Origin of the sequence: Xanthocytophaga flava, assembly GCF_030068545.1 — a bacterium.
In the GTDB taxonomy this organism is placed as follows: domain Bacteria; phylum Bacteroidota; class Bacteroidia; order Cytophagales; family 172606-1; genus Xanthocytophaga; species Xanthocytophaga flava.
This window is the reverse complement of the sequence record NZ_JASJOR010000011.1, coordinates 30,532-47,815: the sequence shown is the minus strand read 5'-3', so window position 1 is coordinate 47,815 and position 17,284 is coordinate 30,532. Positions and strand designations below refer to the sequence as shown.

The window sequence follows — 17,284 nt, the reverse complement described above, 5'->3', positions numbered from 1 at the left end:
AACCACTATCTGACTTTGCTGCTTTATCGAATTTGTTATTCGAGAAGAATAAATGTACTACATACACACTAGAGCTGATAAATACAAAGAAGACTTACTGTGCAATACTCTTTTTATATTCTTTTTTTCTAAAGAAAGGTTGCACAAACTGATTTAATCCAAATACCAAACTCATTGTTATGCAGCAATTCACAGATTTTATACTCATCGAGCCGTCTGACCGGCTGCCATGGGATTTAGGAAAAAGAATGAAGTCGTTGCTTTCTGCTGATGTATTTTCAGCAGGTGGAATACACTATAGATATGGGCTTAAGCTATATAAAAACGAGCCACTGTATTATGTTTTGGTAGAATGGAGCAAAAAACAAATTGTTCGGGTCTGTGAAATGGGGCCTTCGGATAACCTGTATGAAATGGTTGAAAAACAGAAAAAGTATCTGACTGCAAAAGAGTTTATTGACAGAGGATTGGTACAGCTAAGGGCCACCAAGATATATGAAAGGCCAGTTACTGATATTCCGCTAGTTGTTAGAAAACTATTTCCAGATCCGGAATCCAAATCAATGGATGGTTTACTCATTGGTAAGAAGATAGAATATCAGTACTATCCCCTGTTTGGATGGCAGTTTGAAAGAGTGACTGAGACTATTTGTTTGGTCGATACTGAGCTAGAAAGCTATTCTATTGATTAGTATCTATCTAAGACACACATCAGTAGATAGTAAGAAATTTGCGCCTCTTTTGATTGACATTGACTAGGACAAAGTAACAGGATAAGACTAACACAATTCGAATCAAGTCTTGAGATTAAGTATAAAAATGTTTAGAGATAACCTAAAAGATGTATCAATCAACAAACCTACAAATACAATGACAACCTATCAGAGATTTTTATTAATGCTGGCAATAGCCTTTTGTGTTGTGTACATGGTGCTGTATTTAGACCTAGACAATACAGACCATATTTTTCTGAGTATGCCTTATTTCTATAAGACACTTTTAATAGTATCTCCTATGGCAATCCTGGTATTGCTGATGGTACCAAAGACATATACCAGCATGAAAATGAATAATATAATTATGGGAACAAGTGGAGTAGTATTTCTTGTGTCATTGATCTTTTTACAGAATCATACATTCATGAAAGATACCCAATACCTGAAAGCCATGATTCCACACCACTCAGTGGCTATAATGACAAGCAAGACTGTAACTATCAAAGATCCCAGAGTCATAAAGCTCTCACAACAGATTCTTCATTCACAGGAAGACCAATTAGACCAGATGAAAAAACTCCTCAAGGAAATGGAGCAATAGTACAAAAGGACTAGAACATCAACAACTAGTACAAACAATCATTCGCTCTTTAAAATTGCAGCAGACAATGTTATAATCATATTTGACTTTTATCAAAGGCACTCAAAATATTCGTTACGAAAGTATTCGAACACATTCATTGACTCATCCATCATAATTATACTATGTGCCTGTTTGTGATCTTTTCATAATACATTTTTGAGAAAAATGCCGAAAGGTCTGGTTATATTAACCAGACCTTTCTTATTACTTTTCAGAAAAGTACTCATACTATATCCCGACCAGAGGCCAAAATTGTTATAAGCCACAAGTTAACCTGCTATTGAACAAAAGCTGAGAGTGAAAGATCTTGTGGCTATATGATACTTCCACCAGAGTATGTATTCTGAGAAAACAACTAAATTTTATTGAGAAAAACGTATATTAAACCGATAAGTAACGATGAGATGAAGCCTGCCAGAAAGAAGCAAGAGCATGGTCTATGTCAGTCATCAAGGATGCTTTGGTACTGGTGAGTGCCGTTGATCGGGGTGTCAGCTCTGCAAACGTTTCTTTTTGGCGTAAATACCAGTAATCAACCGATTTTTTATCAAATCCAGCCTGAAAGGCAATGCCTTTCGTAAACTCAGCCCAGCTAATCTCTCCCCTATTGGACAGATGCCAGATACCATATGCCTGATCCAGAAATAAGTCGAGGCTCTGGTGTATAAGCTCTGGCAGATAAGAAGGCGAGAAACGTAGGTGATCAGGGATAGAAAAACTTTCCTGACGAGTAAACTTTTCAAATGTGAGTTGAATAAAGTCCTTCGCATGCCAGGGATTTAACAAGGCACCTGTACGTACAACTAAGGCCTGAGAGAGATTTTGCAGGATCAGGTTTTCAGCGGCTACCTTACTAATACCACTATCACAGGCAGGTGATACAGGGTCCTGTTCATGGTAAGGAGCCCCTTTGGTGCCATCAAAGACAAAATCATTTGAAAACGCCAGTAAAGGAATTGCATTCTCCTGACAGGCTTTTACCAGAAGCGAAATATCATGTAAATGGAAATTAGTACCTGATGAGAGCAAATTCAGGTGAGTTTGGCTTTTTTCTTCTGTAGCAAGAATAACTCCCCAGGGTTTATACAGCTGAAATAACTCCCAAAGCTGGTTACTATCCATAACCAATTGCGAAGACAGAATATGATTGGCGAGTCCACGTTCCTCACATATAGTTGCAAAAGCAACCTGCATGGCCTGGCTATTAGTAAATATAAGCAAGGGCTTACAAGTCATCGAATGCGATAGGGCATCCGGTGACCTTTGCCACCAGCCTGGCTCATGAACAACGGAAGGTACAGCAGTCTGGTCTGTTAGTAACTGCTTGACCAGAAACGAAAGTGCCGTTGGACGTGGTTCTGACGAACGTACATCAAACAGTCCTGGTTCATAATAGCCTACCTCTCTGGTAAGTAAGGTATTCCAGTCAAAAGACCCCAAAGAGGCCCAGGCAGTAATGGCTCTGAAGTCTACACCTTTTGCAATAAGCCTCTGTCCGGTTTGCCAGGCCTGATAAAACCAGCGCATTTGTTCTTCACGAGTACACCCCAGATGCACTTCCGTTACAGCCAAGGGAATAGCATACCGTTCCCAGGCTTCTAACAACAGCTTTTCTCCTCCAGCCATTTCTACAGGTGCTCGTACAGCCTCTATGTCCACATACTGGTGTCTGCCGTTGCCTCCGACCAGAAAAGAAGGATATTTATTGATCTCATGATCCAGATATCGCTCACTGGTAAGGTAATAATCAAGGCCTAAGATATCCGGAGGACACGTGTTTTCAAGAAAGAAGTATAACTCCTCCGGCGGAATCTCAGAGTCAAGTAAATAATTCCAAAGCGGGTGTTTATCATCTACAAACCCACAAAGTAAATCATATCCCAACCACCTGCGTGCATTATCAAAGTCAGCTTGGTACTGGAGTTCTTTTGTGCTGTATGTAATACCTAAATCTTCAGTTTGTACCAGCTTCGCTGCAGGCTGTATCTGCCTGATTTGTTGCATAGCCAATACTATCCCTTTGCATTGATTGATCAGGATGCGACAGAATCCTGCATCATCACGTCGGTGTGGATACCAATGTCCATACAAACCCGCAAAACGAGCAGTTGTAAGCGGTTCGTTGATGGGATTATAGAGCGTCACCCACGGATAGCGTTCGGCTACATTTCTGGCAAAACGGGCAAACTGTTCCGGAAAATGAAGCTGATCAAAGGTACAGTAGGCCGGACCACTTCCATGATGAAGCAGTCCGACAATCGGATTCATCCCAATATCCTTTAAAAACTGCAATCTTTCGTCAGTCCACGACCAGTCCTGCTGGCTCGGATCGGTAGGGGCAATTCGCTCCCATAGGACCGGATAGCGGATGGTCTGAATACCCAGTTGAGCAATCTTTTCCAGATCCTGAATACGCGTTTGATGCCCGTTTTTGAGTAACTGGTCAAAATATCGGTCTTCAATGCGGTTCACAGAACATTCGATTCCTCCCCAAATCTCAGGATTCGGGAGCGGCAGGGATGGCATTGGGTGAGTAAACTCCGGGGCTCGGAACATGTCTTTTTACAGTTTGTGGATCAAGAACTTCGTTTACAGATTTTTTACCGGATAGTTTGTCATACAGTGTTAGTGCCTGAGCAACCACCTGATCCATGTTGTAATACCGGTATGTACCCAGACGACCTACAAAATGCACGTTGGGCAGCGTTTCTGTTAACAACTTGTACTGTTGATATAATGCTGCGTTTTCAGGCTTGGGTACCGGATAGTACGGATCGCCGTTCCAGCTTGGATACTCATAGGTGATACTGGTTTTGGCATGTTCCTGTCCGGTTAAATGCTTGTATTCTGTGATACGGGTATAGTCCTGGTCGTTGGGGTAGTTTACCACAGCTACCGACTGGAATTGAGGCTGATCTACTGTCTTATGCACGAATTGCAGGGAGCGGTAAGGAAGATGCCCGTAACAATAGTCGAAATACTCATCCACAGGTCCGGTGAAGATTAAATTTTTAAATCCGACATATTTCTTAATTTCTGTATAGGACGTATTGAGTGCAATATGAATATTGGGATGATCCAGCATATTTTCAAACATACGGGTATAACCATGTAAAGGCATATACTGGAATGTATCTGTAAAATACCGGTCATCACAGTCAATGCGGGTTGGAATACGCGAGGTTACCATTTTATCCAGTTCCGAAGGGTCCATTCCCCACTGTTTACGGGTATACCCTCTGAAGAAGGTTTCATACAAATCTCTTCCTACCTGGCTCAGCACTACATCTTCGGATGTACGAATAGTTTCTATCGGCTCTTTGATCTGATCAAAATAAGCAACGAGTTGTGCGGAATCAAAATTATGTCCATATAACCCATTCACCGTATTCAGGTTAATAGGAATGGGTAGCAATTTGTTCCTGACAGAAGCCAGTACTTTGTGTTCATAAGGCCTCCATAGCGTAAATTCAGACAAATAGGCAAATACCTTTGGTGAATTGGTATGAAAGATATGGGGTCCGTATTTATGAATCAGTATACCCGATTCGTTGTAGTAATCATAGGCATTACCGCCTATATGCTTACGTTTATCAATAATAAGGACTTTTTTGTTGCTCTTTTTCGCTAAGCGTTCTGCTAGTACAGCGCCAGCAAAGCCAGCACCTACAATAAGGTAATCAAACATATACAGGTATAGTTAAAAAGTGATCAATAGGTATATGTCAGGGAATTACAACTGATTGGCAAAAAATAGAATTAGGGTAATGCAGGAGGACTAGTTACTACCAGGCCAAAGTACTAAGCCATATGCCTTGTTTTCGTTTCAGCCAGCTTTGTTATCAATTGCTGCATTTGTTGCCAGGTGTAATCCCATGAATTATTTGCGAGGAACTCATCTACTCTTTGTTGCCATTGTGTATTTCCTGCTTCGTCAAGTGCCTTCTCTATCGCCTGCTCAAACTCCTCTGCTGATTCAGCAATATGAACCAGACCCACTTCTCCATAAGGACGAATCACATCTGTAATGGGAGTAGAGACAACTGGCCTGTGAGCTGCCAGATATTCCGGTGTTTTGGTTGGACTAATAAAACGGGTAGATTCATTGCGGGCAAAAAGCAGCAGGGCCACATCCCAACCTGCCAGATAGGCAGGCAACTGTTCATACGATTTCATACCCAGATAGTGAATATTCGGATTCTGAGGCAAGGTAGCAGGATCAATCTTTACGACCGGACCTATAATGATAAAATGCCAGTCCGGACGACGTTCAGCTAGATCGCGCAGCAAGTCAATATCAAATCGTTCGTCAATCACTCCATAAAACCCAAATTTTGGTGCTTCAATGGTTGCCTGGCCTGCTGGTTCAACAGCTGTATGTGCTTTAGCAAAATGATCTTTATCAATGCTGCTGGGGAACGCACGAACAAACGGATGCCGATCTCTTTTGGCTTCATACAAACTCAACCCTCCTGTATAAACAATATCTGCTTTTTGAAGTAATTGTTGTTCCCATTCCAGCAGTTCGAAAGGAGCCCCTTTAAAGGCAGAAAGTTCATCCATACAATCATAGATAGTCACTTTTGGCGTCAGATTTTGACTGAATGCCAATGCCATTGGCGTATAATACCAGGCTACATAGTCTTCAATCCGGTATTTTTCTATCAGGGTCTTCAGTATATCTTCTTGTTCTTGTCTGGCTTCTGTATGTGAAAGTGTAGCTGGAAATTGTGGAGTGATTACCCAGAGATTATTTTCGTTTCGTTCATTAAAACTGACAATCTCCTGTGTATCAGAAAATACAGGTTCTTCTACAAAGAAAACCCTCCATTGCCTTGCTGCCCGTGTCATCAAATGCTGAGGACGTTGAAAAACAAAGTCCCAGCGCAAATGGGAGAAACAGATCAGGTTTTGAACAGATATTTCTGCTGGTGTGTCTATATCTTTTTCAGTTAGCTGAGTATCAGACATATTACCAATATTACCTTGTATAGAGGTTGTGCTTTGCAATGGATCTGTAATTTGTACAACAGTAGAGGCTAGTAGACTAGATTGATCTTTCGAAACGGTCTTCATACTATGTAATGGGAGATTAAGTGAAGTATGCTGAAAAGAAGTAAGGTTAAATCAGACGCAGGATATACTAACCTTAGTATAGCAGTTGATTGCTTGCATATACTAAGGTTAGCAGATCTGACAAATCAGATAGACTCTCTCTGCATCACCATTTCCTTTGAGCTTATATCTATCTGCTACTGTGCAGATCTTTTTCCTGATTCCTTTATTTATTGCCTACCGGATTACTCATAGAATTGAGTACTTCCCGGGATACTTTCAAATGGGTACGTACAAGTGGATGGGCTGCAGCTGCCAGACTCTTCAAATTTGAATCACTGGCCTCAGACTCAACCATACTCATTACCTTGTCCAGCTTTTCATGACCATTTACGCCACTCTCTTGCATATAAAAGCGGTCTAATTCACTACCTGTTAGTTTGCCAAGCTTAGAAAGCATTTCCTGTGTTTGAGAATCTATTTCTCTGGGAAGATTAACACCTTTAGCCGAAGCTATTTCGGTTAGCTTGGCTGCCAGACCATTTTGTTCTTCTACCTCTGCCTGCGCTATTTGACGTATCTGATCATTGCTAGCTTTTTGAACAGCCAGCTGGCTGAGCATTAATTGTTGCATGCCCCCTTTGGCTACCTCCATAAATAAGGTCTGATCTTTTTGAGAAAGTGCTTTCTTATCTGCCGTAACAGCAGCTACTTTGGCAGCGCCTTCCTTGTTGATACGCTCTAGCTCTGTTCGGCTCATTCCGCCTATCATAGCAGAGGCGTCCGTCTTATTGCCAGATGCTTGATTTCCTGATTGCTGAGCAAAGCTTGTCAGAGGGATCAGTGATGTGACTGCCAGTAACATAGCACCAGCCAGGATGCAACGTAGTTTGATATTGTAGGTTGTCATAAGGGTTGTTTTGATTAAGTGATTTTTATGTCTCTCACATAGCAGAGAATTTCTGCCGGATGTAAGTGTATACCATCTGAAGATCCGTTTATCTGAACCTAGGTATGAACAGAATTTTATATTATCTGCAGGAATACTTATACAAAACAGTGCCTTGTCTAAAGAGTAGATTGATATAGGGTGCGTTAAATACCTGTTTTTAAAAAGGAGTATTTGACGCACATTGGAGTGGTGGCAGATACCCAGGTGTGAAGTTTATGAAACGAAATAGTGTGTTCTAATAGGCATAAGCCTAGCTTTTGTATACCAGGCTATGGATTGAGCCGACTGCATAAAATACTTATTTTCAATATTTTATAGCATGTATTTGTAGTTAGACTGCTGGCCGGGGCAAGAACAGGACGGCGGGGCATGGTTTTTATCATCCCTCCCCAATCTGTACAAAGCCGAGCCAGCTGAGATAAGGTGTCTACATAAATGATAGAAAAGTCCGGAATAGGATTTAAGATATATACGAGATAAGCACACCAGGAACTCTGCCGTTTCCTGCTACATTGACAAACTTTATCAGATACTATCTCAACAGTTTTTACAGGATTTGGCAAGCACCCAACATCTGTTTACAATACGACTATTTTGTATGCTGAAAATAGAAGCTGAGCAGTTCCTGCTAAAACAGAAGCCAGTAACAACAATTTGGTCATTCAGGAAAACGTACTGTGTTGCTTCCCTATAATCTATTCTAGCTGCACATAAAAGTAGCAGCTTACCACTAGGTAAACTTGCCTCAGAAGAAAAACAAAACATCAGAGCAGGAATGTTTTTTTTACTGCTATCCAGCTATCTCGTATGACTGGTCATCGGTAGATAGCAGTTGGAAACCCTATACACAACACGTTTGGCTTTCCTGGCTTGTTTGCCCAGTAAATGTCTGATCTGAATTGTATTTACTCAGAACATGTATACCAGGTATACCTTTACAAACAGGTAAAGACACTTTTTAAACTGGAATTTACAATATGTGAGCATCTGAATAGTAATAAAGACAATATCCTATTAGAATCAATATAGCTTTTACCCAATCAACTCTCATGGAAACCAATCACCCAAACTACGGACTTACAGAAATTCAGGAAGAATCAGCAGAGGAGGTACACTTTGTGAACCCTTTGCCACGGGCAGTACTTCGGCACACCCGATTTGCTCTTCTGGATGGCGAATGGAAATTTTCATTGGACAATGAAGACCAGGGGTTGGCCAACAAGTGGTATCTTGCCCATACTTATCAACATACTGCTCACTGGCCGGGTGCAGTAGAATCTCACATGGCAGAAGCAAAAGATTCCCACCCTTCCTCTTCCTGGCAGGATAAGGTGATTGTGTGGTATGAACGGGAATTTTCCTTTCATGCTACCATCGAAGAATCTATTCACTCTATGCTACAGATCACATTTGGTGCCTGTGGGTATGAGACCAGAGTCTGGCTGAATGGACTGCCTCTGCAAACCATTGATGGGGAAGAGATCCATTATGGCGAGTACACTTCTTTTTCCTATGAATTAAACCAGGAAATGCTGCGTCCTGTCAATCGGCTTACTGTCCGGATTGCAGATACAATGGATGCCGAAATTCCAAGAGGCAAACAGGAATCGCATGTGTACAAACGGGGAGGTATCTGGTATCAGACCTATACAGGTGCAGTACGCAGTATCTGGCTGGAAACGGTAGAACGCAATCGGCTTCGTTCACGAGTTGGGGTGATTAGTATAATAGAAGACAAGCTTGTTCAGTTTAATCTTACCACCCGGATTCATGATCCTGGTTGTTATACCTTACGATTAAAAGTCTACGAACGAAGCCGCAAGTCAACCGAACCCCTGGCTACATCCGACTTTCCGTTACGTCTGGAAGTTGGTCAGAAACGCCAACGCGTAGCTATTGAAGTTCCCGGAGCTGAGCTTTGGTCACCGGAATCTCCCCATCTGTATCGACTTGTTGCACAACTGATTGATCCCAGTGGCTACGCAGCCGAAATTGAGACGTTATTTGGTTTGCGTAAAATAGAATCCCGCAGTTCTAAAATATATTTGAACCATACCCCTGTCTATCTGGATGGTATCCTTTATCAACCCGGTACGGCTACTTACGAAGAAATGCAACGTCATATGCAGGCGATGAAGGAGTTGGGCTGCAACCTGGTGCGGATTCATATTACAGGCGTTGATCCAAGGATTTATAATTTAGCAGACGAAATGGGTATGCTTTTATGGGTTGAGGTACCCAGTCCACATAGTTCCAGCCAGGTAAGTCGTCAGAATCACCGGACCGAATTGCTTCGAATGCTCACACTCATTGAAACCCATCCGTCCATCATAATCTGGAGTCTGTACAATGAAGATTGGGGCGCTCAGGATATTGCTATCAATCCGGAAACCCGTCAATACATCATGGATATGTATCATTATATGCAGATTCACCATCCTCAGTTTTTGGTTGTTGATAATGATGGATGGCACCACGTTTCCTCAGAGGGACGTTTGAAATCCGATTTACTGACTGCCCATTTGTATACACCTGATCTGGACCGATGGAAACAGTTGCTGGACCGATTAGTAGCTGGTGAAATGGAAGGGGTAGCTGCGTTTCCCCTAGTGGTAGGTGATCCGTTCTTTTATCGCAAACAAAAACCATTGCTGGTGAGTGAATGGGGTGGTTTTGGCTTTGTAGATTATGGAGGGCCCAATGATGCAGAAAGCCGGACAGAGCAAATCCGACTGTTCAAACAGGAATTGCGAAAACATCCTATAGCGGGAGATGTGTATACACAGGCCATTAATATCGAAGATGAACGAAATGGCATTATCGATGCACATACCGGAGAATTACAGGTTCCTGCCAATGTGTTATCTTCCAAAGATATACAACTATAAAATATCGAACGAATATCTAGTATATGGAACAGGTTACCAGGATAGTATCGCGTTAAGAAAGTTAACACTTTTAAACGCGACTACCTGTCATAAACTTTTTATCCAATACTCCCTTTCAACTACAACAATACGACTTTTGACTAATTCCGTTTTCTGGCCTCTGTTTACCTTTGCTTAAACAAAAAATCAGAAAAATGGAATTAAAAAACAGCACCATTCTAATCACCGGCGGAACAAGCGGGATTGGCTTAGAGTTTGTCAGACAACTTACCCAACAAGGAGCTACAATCATCGTTACAGGACGTAACCTGGAGGCATTGGAGAAAACAAAAACGGCGTTTCCAAAAATTCACCCCTTCCAAAGCGATGTGAGCAAACCACAGGACATTGAAAAGTTGTACAAAGATGTTACCCGACAATTTCCTGAGTTGAATATCATCATCAACAACGCTGGCATTATGCGTTTGATTGATGTAGAGGATACTCGATTGGATCTGGAAAATATTAACCGTGAAATTGTCACCAATCTTTCGGGTACTATCCAGATGGTGCATCAGTTTTTACCGCATTTACGAACAAAAAAGTCGGCTGCAATTGTCAACGTTTCATCGGCAATTGCCTTTACGGCCTATTCTTCTGCACCTGTGTATAGTGCGTCAAAAGCAGGAGTTCACGCCTATACACAGGCATTGCGCTTGCAACTGGAAGAAACAAACGTAAAAGTATTCGAAGTAGTGCCTCCGGGTGTGAATACCAATCTTCAAAATGATTGGGTGCTACAACCAAACCCCTCTATGATGATGAATGTAGACAAAATGGTAAACATTGCCATTAAAGGACTCTTGAATGACAAACCAGAGATTAAACCTTTCCTCATTAGTATAATAAAAACGGTGAGCAGACTTATGCCCAATCTCCTGCTCAGGTTCGGACATGGCGAATTTAAAAAATTTAAACAACTGACTGCTAACTACTAAATATGGTAGAGATGAAAAAATCACTTTTAGTAGTCATCATGCTGTTTGTATCAATAGGCACTTTTGCACAGAAATTATCACCAGACCAGATAGTAGGAATATGGCAATGTGATGACTTTAAAATAGAGATCTTCAAGTCAGGTACTACTTACTTCGGTAAACTGTTATGGGCAAAAGATATGTTTGAAGCTGACGGAAAAACGTCTAAGAAAGATAGCAATAACCCCAACGAAAAACTAAGAAACCGATCCAGACAGGGTATTGTACATATTACAGAACTGGTTTACAAAGACGGCGAGTATAGAGATGGAAAGCTATATAGTGTACAGGATGGAAATACCTATAGTCTAAAAGGTGTACTTAAAAATGCGGACAACCTTGAAACCAGAGGGTATAAAGGTGTTCCAATGATAGGTAAAACGTTCACATGGAAACGTGTTCAAAATTGAGATTCAGGCAACATTTTGTTTTTCTTTCCAATGTGACTTCCCTAGGTTATTCTATCTGTTTTTTCTGTAGTTCAAGCATAGGCAGCAATACCTCAACAAATCCAAAAGAGGGTTAACAAGGTCGATCATTATTGTCCAGATCTCATTCTTGGCCAGTTATATAATCAAAAGTAGATTCTTACCTAAAATGATAAAAAACATTCTTTCCTTAGTATTATTGATCGTTAGCGTATCACTAAGTTTCAAACACGGCTGGGATACATTTCACTATAAAAACAATCCCGAATCAGTCAAAATGATGAATGACTTAGGTATCAGTGAATCGATTATTCCATTCCTTGGCTTTTTAACTATAGCTGTGGGGGTTCTGTTACTGATTCCCAAGACATTTTTCCTTGGCAATATGCTCAATGCTATCTCAATTCTTTTTATTATGGGATTGGCATTACGAGCCGGAAATGGTCGAATGGCGTTAATAGAGATTCCGTTTCTGGTAATGCCCTTACTGCTGATATGGCTGAAATATCCATTTAAAAAGTAAACTACCTCTACTATGAAACCCTATAGAATACAATCCATATCGGAAATACATCGATTGATGAATCTTCCCAAACCCCATCATCCGCTGATTGGTATAATAGATTTGAAAGGACTGAAAAATGACCCAAATATCAATGCCGTTATTTTTGACTTCTATGTAGTATCCCTCAAGAGAGGTTGTAACAACTTGTTATATGGGCAACAGAAATACGATTTTGACGAAGGATTAATGGCGTTTTTGTCGCCTGGACAGGTGTTGCGGGGTGAAGAAAGTGGTGTACCTGCAAACATTGAAGGTTGGATGCTGTTTATTCATCCTGATTTTCTATGGAATACCTCTCTTGCAAAAAAGATAAAGCAATATGAATATTTTGGGTATGCTGCCAATGAAGCTCTGTTTCTTTCAGACAAAGAAGAGACCCTTATCAATGGGATTATTGACAATATCAAACAGGAGTACCATTCAAACATTGATAAATTCAGTCAGGATGTAATCATTGCACAACTGGAAGTGTTGTTTACCTATGCCCAACGGTTTTACGAACGCCAGTTCATTACCCGCAAAATCACCAATCACAAAATTTTAGAGCGGATGGAAGATGTATTGGCAGACTATTTTGGTAATGAAGACTTGATGATAAAAGGATTACCCAGCGTTCAATACATTGCCGACAAACTGAATATTTCAACCAAATATCTGAGCAGTTTATTGAAACAACTTACTGGGCAAACTACCCAGCAGATCATTCATGAAAAGCTGATTGACAAAGCAAAGGAGAAACTATCTACCACTGAATTATCCGTAAGTGAAATTGCCTACGGACTTGGTTTTGAGCATCCTCAGTCATTTAGTAAATTATTCAAAGCAAAAACTAATCTTTCTCCTTTAGAATTCAGACAATCGTTTAATTAATTGTTTCAACTGACATCTTCCCTCCTTTTATTTTATACTCTCCTACTCGTTCATAAAAGATAGATGAGGATAAAATAAAGCATATAAATAGATACTAACCAATGATTGAAAAATAAATACAGGCGTGTTATAGATGCTCTTTTTGCAGGATGTCTAAGGTCTTCTGATCCTGTATTCCTTTAAAAAAAGTGTTAATAACATTCTTAAAAACAGGATCGGAATCTTTTACATTGGCAAATAAGGTCATGCAGGAACATAGCTTCAAATCATCCGGAGAGCCAAATATCTGGTTGGCTGTTTTTCCCTCCAGTTGTAAAACTGCCTGTGAAATTTCGATCAGATTTTTACCCAGCACCGGATGAAGCAGATAGGCTCTGGCTTGATCAATGTCCTCAATAGCATAAAATTTTGCTGTGTCACTCTTCCCCAACCCCTTAATCTGAGGGAAGACGTACCACATCCAATGGGAAGTTTTGCGGCCAGTTCTGATTTCTTGTAGTGCTTTCAGATACACCTGGTTTTGTGCATCCAGAAATCTGCTCAATGTGTCTGTTGACATGATTATGTTTTTTAGTGAACAATAAGGCGTTGTCTTTCTTTGATACCATAAAAACAGTACTTCCCCCTATTGGGCTGGATCAGACAAAGATCCTGTGCTGCTGGTAAAACGGATAGCCAGAGTCTATACAGGGATTGAAAGTTTTGCTATGAATATATGACTAATTGGTTCTAAAATAAGTTAACGCATGTGTCAACTTATTTTAGAACCAACTAAGTACTCTGCAAAACTATGAGTATTCAGCAAACTTTTCAGGTCTGATTTTATCCATTAACAACAGAGCCACCATTGACATGGATAACCTGTCCGGTAATATAACTGCTATCTTTGGATGCCAGAAACACATAGGCTGGTGCTACTTCGGATGGCTGACCTGCTCTGCCTAATGGAGTATCTTTACCAAATTTACTCACCTTCTCCGCTTCAAAGGTAGCAGGAATGAGAGGCGTCCAGATAGGTCCTGGCGCTACCGCATTGACCCGGATTCCTTTGGATGCCAGATTCTGTGATAACGCTCTGGTAAAAGCAACAATGGCACCTTTGGTAGAAGAATAATCCAGCAGCGTAGGATTGCCTTTATAAGCAGTTACAGAGCTGGTGTTTATAATGACTCCATCTTCAGGCAACAGACTCAACGCAGCTTTGGCGAAATAGAACATGGAAAATATATTGGTCTCAAAAGTTGTTTCCAGCTGTTCTTTGCTAATGGTCTGAATATCATCTTGAGGATGTTGTTCAGCCGCATTATTAACCAGTACATCAAACCGTCCCAGACGTTGCTTCGTCTGCTGTACAGCATTCTGGCAGAAGCTTTCATCCCGGATATCGCCCTGGATCAGCAGACACTGCCGACCTTCGTCTTCAATCAGTTGTTTTGTTATCTGTGCATCTTCATTTTCATTCAGATATACAATGGCAACATTGGCCCCTTCTCTGGCAAAATGTACAGCTACTGCACGTCCAATGCCGCTGTCACCACCTGTAATCAGGGCGACTTTACCTTCTAGTTTACCGCTTCCACGGTAGTCTTCCCGAATAACTTCCGGTTGTGGCGTCATTTCAGTTTCCATTCCCGGTTGGCCGTCTTGTGTTTGCGCAGGGAAATTATTTGGATATTGATCAGTTGGCATAGCATTAGATTGTTAAGGTAAAAGAATAGAAATCAAAAAATGTTTTGTTGGTATGTCTCTGTTCAAAGTATGCATTTACGGAGTATACGAAACCCGGTAAATAACTCCATTAGTATCATCTGAGACTAATAGTGATCCATCGGTATGCACAGTTAGTCCGGCTAAACGTCCAAAATGACTCGTATTATTATTGATCAAAAATCCTGTCAGAAAGTCCTCAAAACGGGTAGGTTGTCCATTTTCAAAATGCAATCGTACCACTTTGTACCCTACAGGGTCCCGGCGATTCCAGGAACCTCTCATGGCAACAAAAGCATCTGTTTGATACTCAGATGGAAATTGTGAGCCAGTATAAAATACCATTGCCAGTGGGGCACTATGTGCTTCATACTGTAGGAGAGGTAGTGTAGTTTTGGCCAGGTATTGCTCATAGGTAGAATCTTCAGGCGGAGGCTGCGGATTAAATTTTCCATCGCCGTAGATATAAGGCCAGCCATAAAATTTACCTTGTTCCAAAAGATTCACTTCTTCCTGCTGTTCTCTGTCTCCTAGCCAGTCGATGCCATGATCCATGCCATACATCTTCTGGGTTTGAGGATGCCATCCAAATCCGATTGTGTTACGTAATCCGGAAGCAAATATTTTTCGGTTAGAACCATCTGCGTTGGCTTGCAAAATGGTAGCGTTTTCAGCATTCGGTTCTGCACAGGCATTACAGGTACTACCTACAGTGATGTACATTTTACCATCTGGCCCAAATGCAATGGTGCGATTGGGATGCTGACCTGCGTCGGGCAAATCTGAAATAAGCATTTTTAACGTTCCCAGTGTCCCATCATTGTTAATAGCAGCAGAGAACACTTCATGAACCGTAACCAGATACATCTGATTGTTGTGAATAGTGATTCCATGCATATTGGGTTTATTGGCAACCACCTGTGACTGATCTGATTTTCCATCGGAATTGGTGTCACGCAAAAGGGTTACGGTGCCTGCATCTCTGTCTGTAAAATATACCTGCCCGTCAGAGCCTACTGCCAGCATACGAGGCTTACCAAGATTTTCTGCAAACTTGCTGACTGTGAAGTTTGCAGGTACCTTGAGCTGAGCGACATTCTGATCTGTGGCCTGCTCCTGTACCGGATGGAAAACATGGCCTTCTACACTGGTAAGGCCATCAGGATCATCCTCATCATTTGAATCGCAACCTGTAAGCATCATGCCTAGTAGTGTTGCTGCAAAAACCATTTTTACCGGGTGTAGAAAATTAAATTGCATGATTATAAGCGATTTGAAAAGAAATAAGTTAAAAAGTATTATCTGCATTGAATACATAAAATGCTTCTACAGTCATGTTTTACTAGAAGGTTGTAAAAACCATACCCGTTTATCCTACTATCTGTTAACCTCACATTTTGAACAGATCGGTAGCTATATATCCCCACAATACACAAAGCACTCAACTACCTAAATATCAAGCAGTTACTTATAAAGCTATTTATATTCTTTTATAGTCATTGTTTGCAGAGGTACACCTATTGCGTTAAATACCTATTTTAAAAAATGAGTATTTATTCATACTAACTAACAGACATTCAGAGGGATTACCCAATAAATGTGAGAGATTACTTCAACAATCCAGAGGTGCAGCCTATAGAATAAGAATATAAAGTCAATTCTATTTGTAAGAACAAAATACAGGTTGGGATCAGTACTGTAATGCCAGATGGTGGAGCTACTCATCAGAGGGATGAACAACAAAAACCTGCCTCATAATCCTTAAAACACTGCGCTTCTTTTGGAAGAATAAGGAACATTGTCTATGCAGTTATCATGAGCATTCTATAAGAAGATATTTTGATCAAAATCCAATTGAGTAGCTAAAAAACTTTATTTATTCAGGAATCAGGCTGTAATAAATACGCGTTTTTACAAATAAGTATTTACACTCTTTTGTAGATTTTTTTTATTGAAGACCTTTGTAAAAACCAAATAGATGACAAACAATATTGGAGGTGAAAGGTATTGTATTACTGAATCAACAATAAATTAGACAGTAACATCCTTTCTAACTTTTATTAATAGTTACGAATAGTGTATATATAGTTTAAGTGTATTCGTTTTGTATGAAATACGATGTGAAAAGCCTTCCTGATTCAGAAAGGTTTTTTTCTGTTACGTTCTGAGAGTTGTGTAGAACCCATTTAATGTAGTGTCCGGAATTAATAAATTGCCTTATGCATAAATCAGTTAATAAGTCTATCAGAGTACGAATCGAAGAAAAACGTAAACAAATAGCCACCCAGACACAACTCATCTGTCAGTTGATCAAGCTTCAGAATCAAAACCGGGCTGAGCTGGAAGAATTATTACAGGAAGAACGAACACAAAAAGCTCTGACAAAGCTTCCCTGCCCGGATGGTACTGCAACTGTTCCTGTAAATGGCAAGGAAGCTTAGGTA

The 17,284-nt window shown here is 40.7% G+C and carries 15 protein-coding genes; 8 read left to right on the top strand and 7 right to left on the bottom strand.

Annotation, left to right across the window (positions count from 1 at the left end; all coding sequences use genetic code 11):
- The first annotated feature begins 179 nt into the window (after window positions 1-179).
- Window positions 180-692 (top strand): hypothetical protein, encoded by a 513-nt coding sequence (locus QNI15_RS17020; RefSeq protein ID WP_314032715.1) that lies wholly within the window; start codon window positions 180-182, stop codon window positions 690-692.
- A gap of 178 nt (window positions 693-870) precedes the next feature.
- Window positions 871-1,317 (top strand): DUF305 domain-containing protein, encoded by a 447-nt coding sequence (locus tag QNI15_RS17015; protein ID WP_313977772.1) that lies wholly within the window; start codon window positions 871-873, stop codon window positions 1,315-1,317.
- Window positions 1,318-1,740: 423 nt separating this feature from the next.
- Here the strand turns inward: QNI15_RS17015 and QNI15_RS17010 are convergent, their stop codons facing one another.
- The 4 genes from QNI15_RS17010 to QNI15_RS16995 form a co-directional block, all read right to left on the bottom strand.
- On the bottom strand, window positions 1,741-3,915 hold the full coding sequence (locus tag QNI15_RS17010; protein WP_314032713.1) for a family 1 glycosylhydrolase: 2,175 nt from the start codon (window positions 3,913-3,915) through the stop codon (window positions 1,741-1,743).
- Window positions 3,857-5,047, bottom strand: coding sequence for a UDP-galactopyranose mutase (gene glf, locus QNI15_RS17005; RefSeq protein WP_314032712.1), 1,191 nt, complete (start codon window positions 5,045-5,047; stop codon window positions 3,857-3,859). Before glf ends, QNI15_RS17010 begins: the two co-directional genes overlap by 59 nt.
- A gap of 113 nt (window positions 5,048-5,160) precedes the next feature.
- Entirely contained in the window at window positions 5,161-6,435 is a 1,275-nt protein-coding gene (locus QNI15_RS17000) for a glycosyltransferase family 1 protein (protein ID WP_314032710.1), read from the bottom strand.
- 205 nt (window positions 6,436-6,640) lie between these two features.
- Window positions 6,641-7,324 carry a DUF4142 domain-containing protein gene (locus QNI15_RS16995; protein ID WP_313977778.1) on the bottom strand — a complete coding sequence of 228 codons (684 nt, stop codon included), beginning with the start codon at window positions 7,322-7,324 and terminating at the stop codon, window positions 6,641-6,643.
- Window positions 7,325-8,415: 1,091 nt separating this feature from the next.
- Here QNI15_RS16995 and QNI15_RS16990 point away from each other — a divergent pair.
- From QNI15_RS16990 to QNI15_RS16970, 5 genes are all read left to right on the top strand, one after another.
- Window positions 8,416-10,254 (top strand): glycoside hydrolase family 2 protein, encoded by a 1,839-nt coding sequence (locus tag QNI15_RS16990; protein WP_314032709.1) that lies wholly within the window; start codon window positions 8,416-8,418, stop codon window positions 10,252-10,254.
- Window positions 10,255-10,448: 194 nt separating this feature from the next.
- On the top strand, window positions 10,449-11,231 hold the full coding sequence (locus QNI15_RS16985) for an SDR family oxidoreductase (protein ID WP_314032708.1): 783 nt from the start codon (window positions 10,449-10,451) through the stop codon (window positions 11,229-11,231).
- An 11-nt stretch (window positions 11,232-11,242) separates the two neighbouring features.
- On the top strand, window positions 11,243-11,680 hold the full coding sequence (locus QNI15_RS16980) for a DUF2147 domain-containing protein (RefSeq protein WP_314032706.1): 438 nt from the start codon (window positions 11,243-11,245) through the stop codon (window positions 11,678-11,680).
- 187 nt (window positions 11,681-11,867) lie between these two features.
- A complete protein-coding gene (locus tag QNI15_RS16975; RefSeq protein WP_314032705.1) occupies window positions 11,868-12,221 on the top strand; it encodes a hypothetical protein in 354 nt (117 codons plus the stop codon).
- A gap of 12 nt (window positions 12,222-12,233) precedes the next feature.
- The gene (locus tag QNI15_RS16970) at window positions 12,234-13,133 is read left to right on the top strand and encodes a helix-turn-helix domain-containing protein (RefSeq protein WP_313977787.1); all 900 of its coding nucleotides are present in this window, start codon (window positions 12,234-12,236) and stop codon (window positions 13,131-13,133) included.
- A gap of 127 nt (window positions 13,134-13,260) precedes the next feature.
- On the opposite strand, the gene QNI15_RS16965 is transcribed toward QNI15_RS16970, so the two are convergent.
- From QNI15_RS16965 to QNI15_RS16955, 3 genes are all read right to left on the bottom strand, one after another.
- A complete protein-coding gene (locus QNI15_RS16965) occupies window positions 13,261-13,692 on the bottom strand; it encodes a DUF1810 domain-containing protein (RefSeq protein WP_314032704.1) in 432 nt (143 codons plus the stop codon).
- A 263-nt stretch (window positions 13,693-13,955) separates the two neighbouring features.
- Entirely contained in the window at window positions 13,956-14,822 is an 867-nt protein-coding gene (locus QNI15_RS16960; protein ID WP_313995717.1) for an SDR family oxidoreductase, read from the bottom strand.
- A gap of 75 nt (window positions 14,823-14,897) precedes the next feature.
- Window positions 14,898-16,100, bottom strand: a complete 1,203-nt coding sequence (locus QNI15_RS16955) for a PQQ-dependent sugar dehydrogenase (RefSeq protein ID WP_314032702.1) — start codon at window positions 16,098-16,100, stop codon at window positions 14,898-14,900.
- 959 nt (window positions 16,101-17,059) lie between these two features.
- Here QNI15_RS16955 and QNI15_RS16950 point away from each other — a divergent pair.
- Window positions 17,060-17,281: a hypothetical protein gene (locus QNI15_RS16950; RefSeq protein ID WP_314032701.1), complete on the top strand. Its 222-nt coding sequence runs from the start codon at window positions 17,060-17,062 to the stop codon at window positions 17,279-17,281.
- Window positions 17,282-17,284: the final 3 nt, after the last annotated feature.

What these genes read in the sequence shown, in the direction of transcription:
- QNI15_RS16995 (WP_313977778.1), bottom strand. Translation starts at nt 7,324, where the DNA reads ATGACAACCTACAATATCAAACTACGTTGCATCCTGGCTGGTGCTATG.
- QNI15_RS16955 (WP_314032702.1), bottom strand. Translation starts at nt 16,100, where the DNA reads ATGCAATTTAATTTTCTACACCCGGTAAAAATGGTTTTTGCAGCAACA.
- QNI15_RS16950 (WP_314032701.1), top strand. Translation starts at nt 17,060, where the DNA reads ATGCATAAATCAGTTAATAAGTCTATCAGAGTACGAATCGAAGAAAAA.
- QNI15_RS16975 (WP_314032705.1), top strand. Translation starts at nt 11,868, where the DNA reads ATGATAAAAAACATTCTTTCCTTAGTATTATTGATCGTTAGCGTATCA.
- QNI15_RS16990 (WP_314032709.1), top strand. Translation starts at nt 8,416, where the DNA reads ATGGAAACCAATCACCCAAACTACGGACTTACAGAAATTCAGGAAGAA.
- QNI15_RS16970 (WP_313977787.1), top strand. Translation starts at nt 12,234, where the DNA reads ATGAAACCCTATAGAATACAATCCATATCGGAAATACATCGATTGATG.
- QNI15_RS17020 (WP_314032715.1), top strand. Translation starts at nt 180, where the DNA reads ATGCAGCAATTCACAGATTTTATACTCATCGAGCCGTCTGACCGGCTG.
- QNI15_RS16985 (WP_314032708.1), top strand. Translation starts at nt 10,449, where the DNA reads ATGGAATTAAAAAACAGCACCATTCTAATCACCGGCGGAACAAGCGGG.
- QNI15_RS16965 (WP_314032704.1), bottom strand. Translation starts at nt 13,692, where the DNA reads ATGTCAACAGACACATTGAGCAGATTTCTGGATGCACAAAACCAGGTG.
- glf (WP_314032712.1), bottom strand. Translation starts at nt 5,047, where the DNA reads ATGTTTGATTACCTTATTGTAGGTGCTGGCTTTGCTGGCGCTGTACTA.
- QNI15_RS17015 (WP_313977772.1), top strand. Translation starts at nt 871, where the DNA reads ATGACAACCTATCAGAGATTTTTATTAATGCTGGCAATAGCCTTTTGT.
- QNI15_RS17010 (WP_314032713.1), bottom strand. Translation starts at nt 3,915, where the DNA reads ATGTTCCGAGCCCCGGAGTTTACTCACCCAATGCCATCCCTGCCGCTC.
- QNI15_RS17000 (WP_314032710.1), bottom strand. Translation starts at nt 6,435, where the DNA reads ATGAAGACCGTTTCGAAAGATCAATCTAGTCTACTAGCCTCTACTGTT.
- QNI15_RS16960 (WP_313995717.1), bottom strand. Translation starts at nt 14,822, where the DNA reads ATGCCAACTGATCAATATCCAAATAATTTCCCTGCGCAAACACAAGAC.
- QNI15_RS16980 (WP_314032706.1), top strand. Translation starts at nt 11,243, where the DNA reads ATGAAAAAATCACTTTTAGTAGTCATCATGCTGTTTGTATCAATAGGC.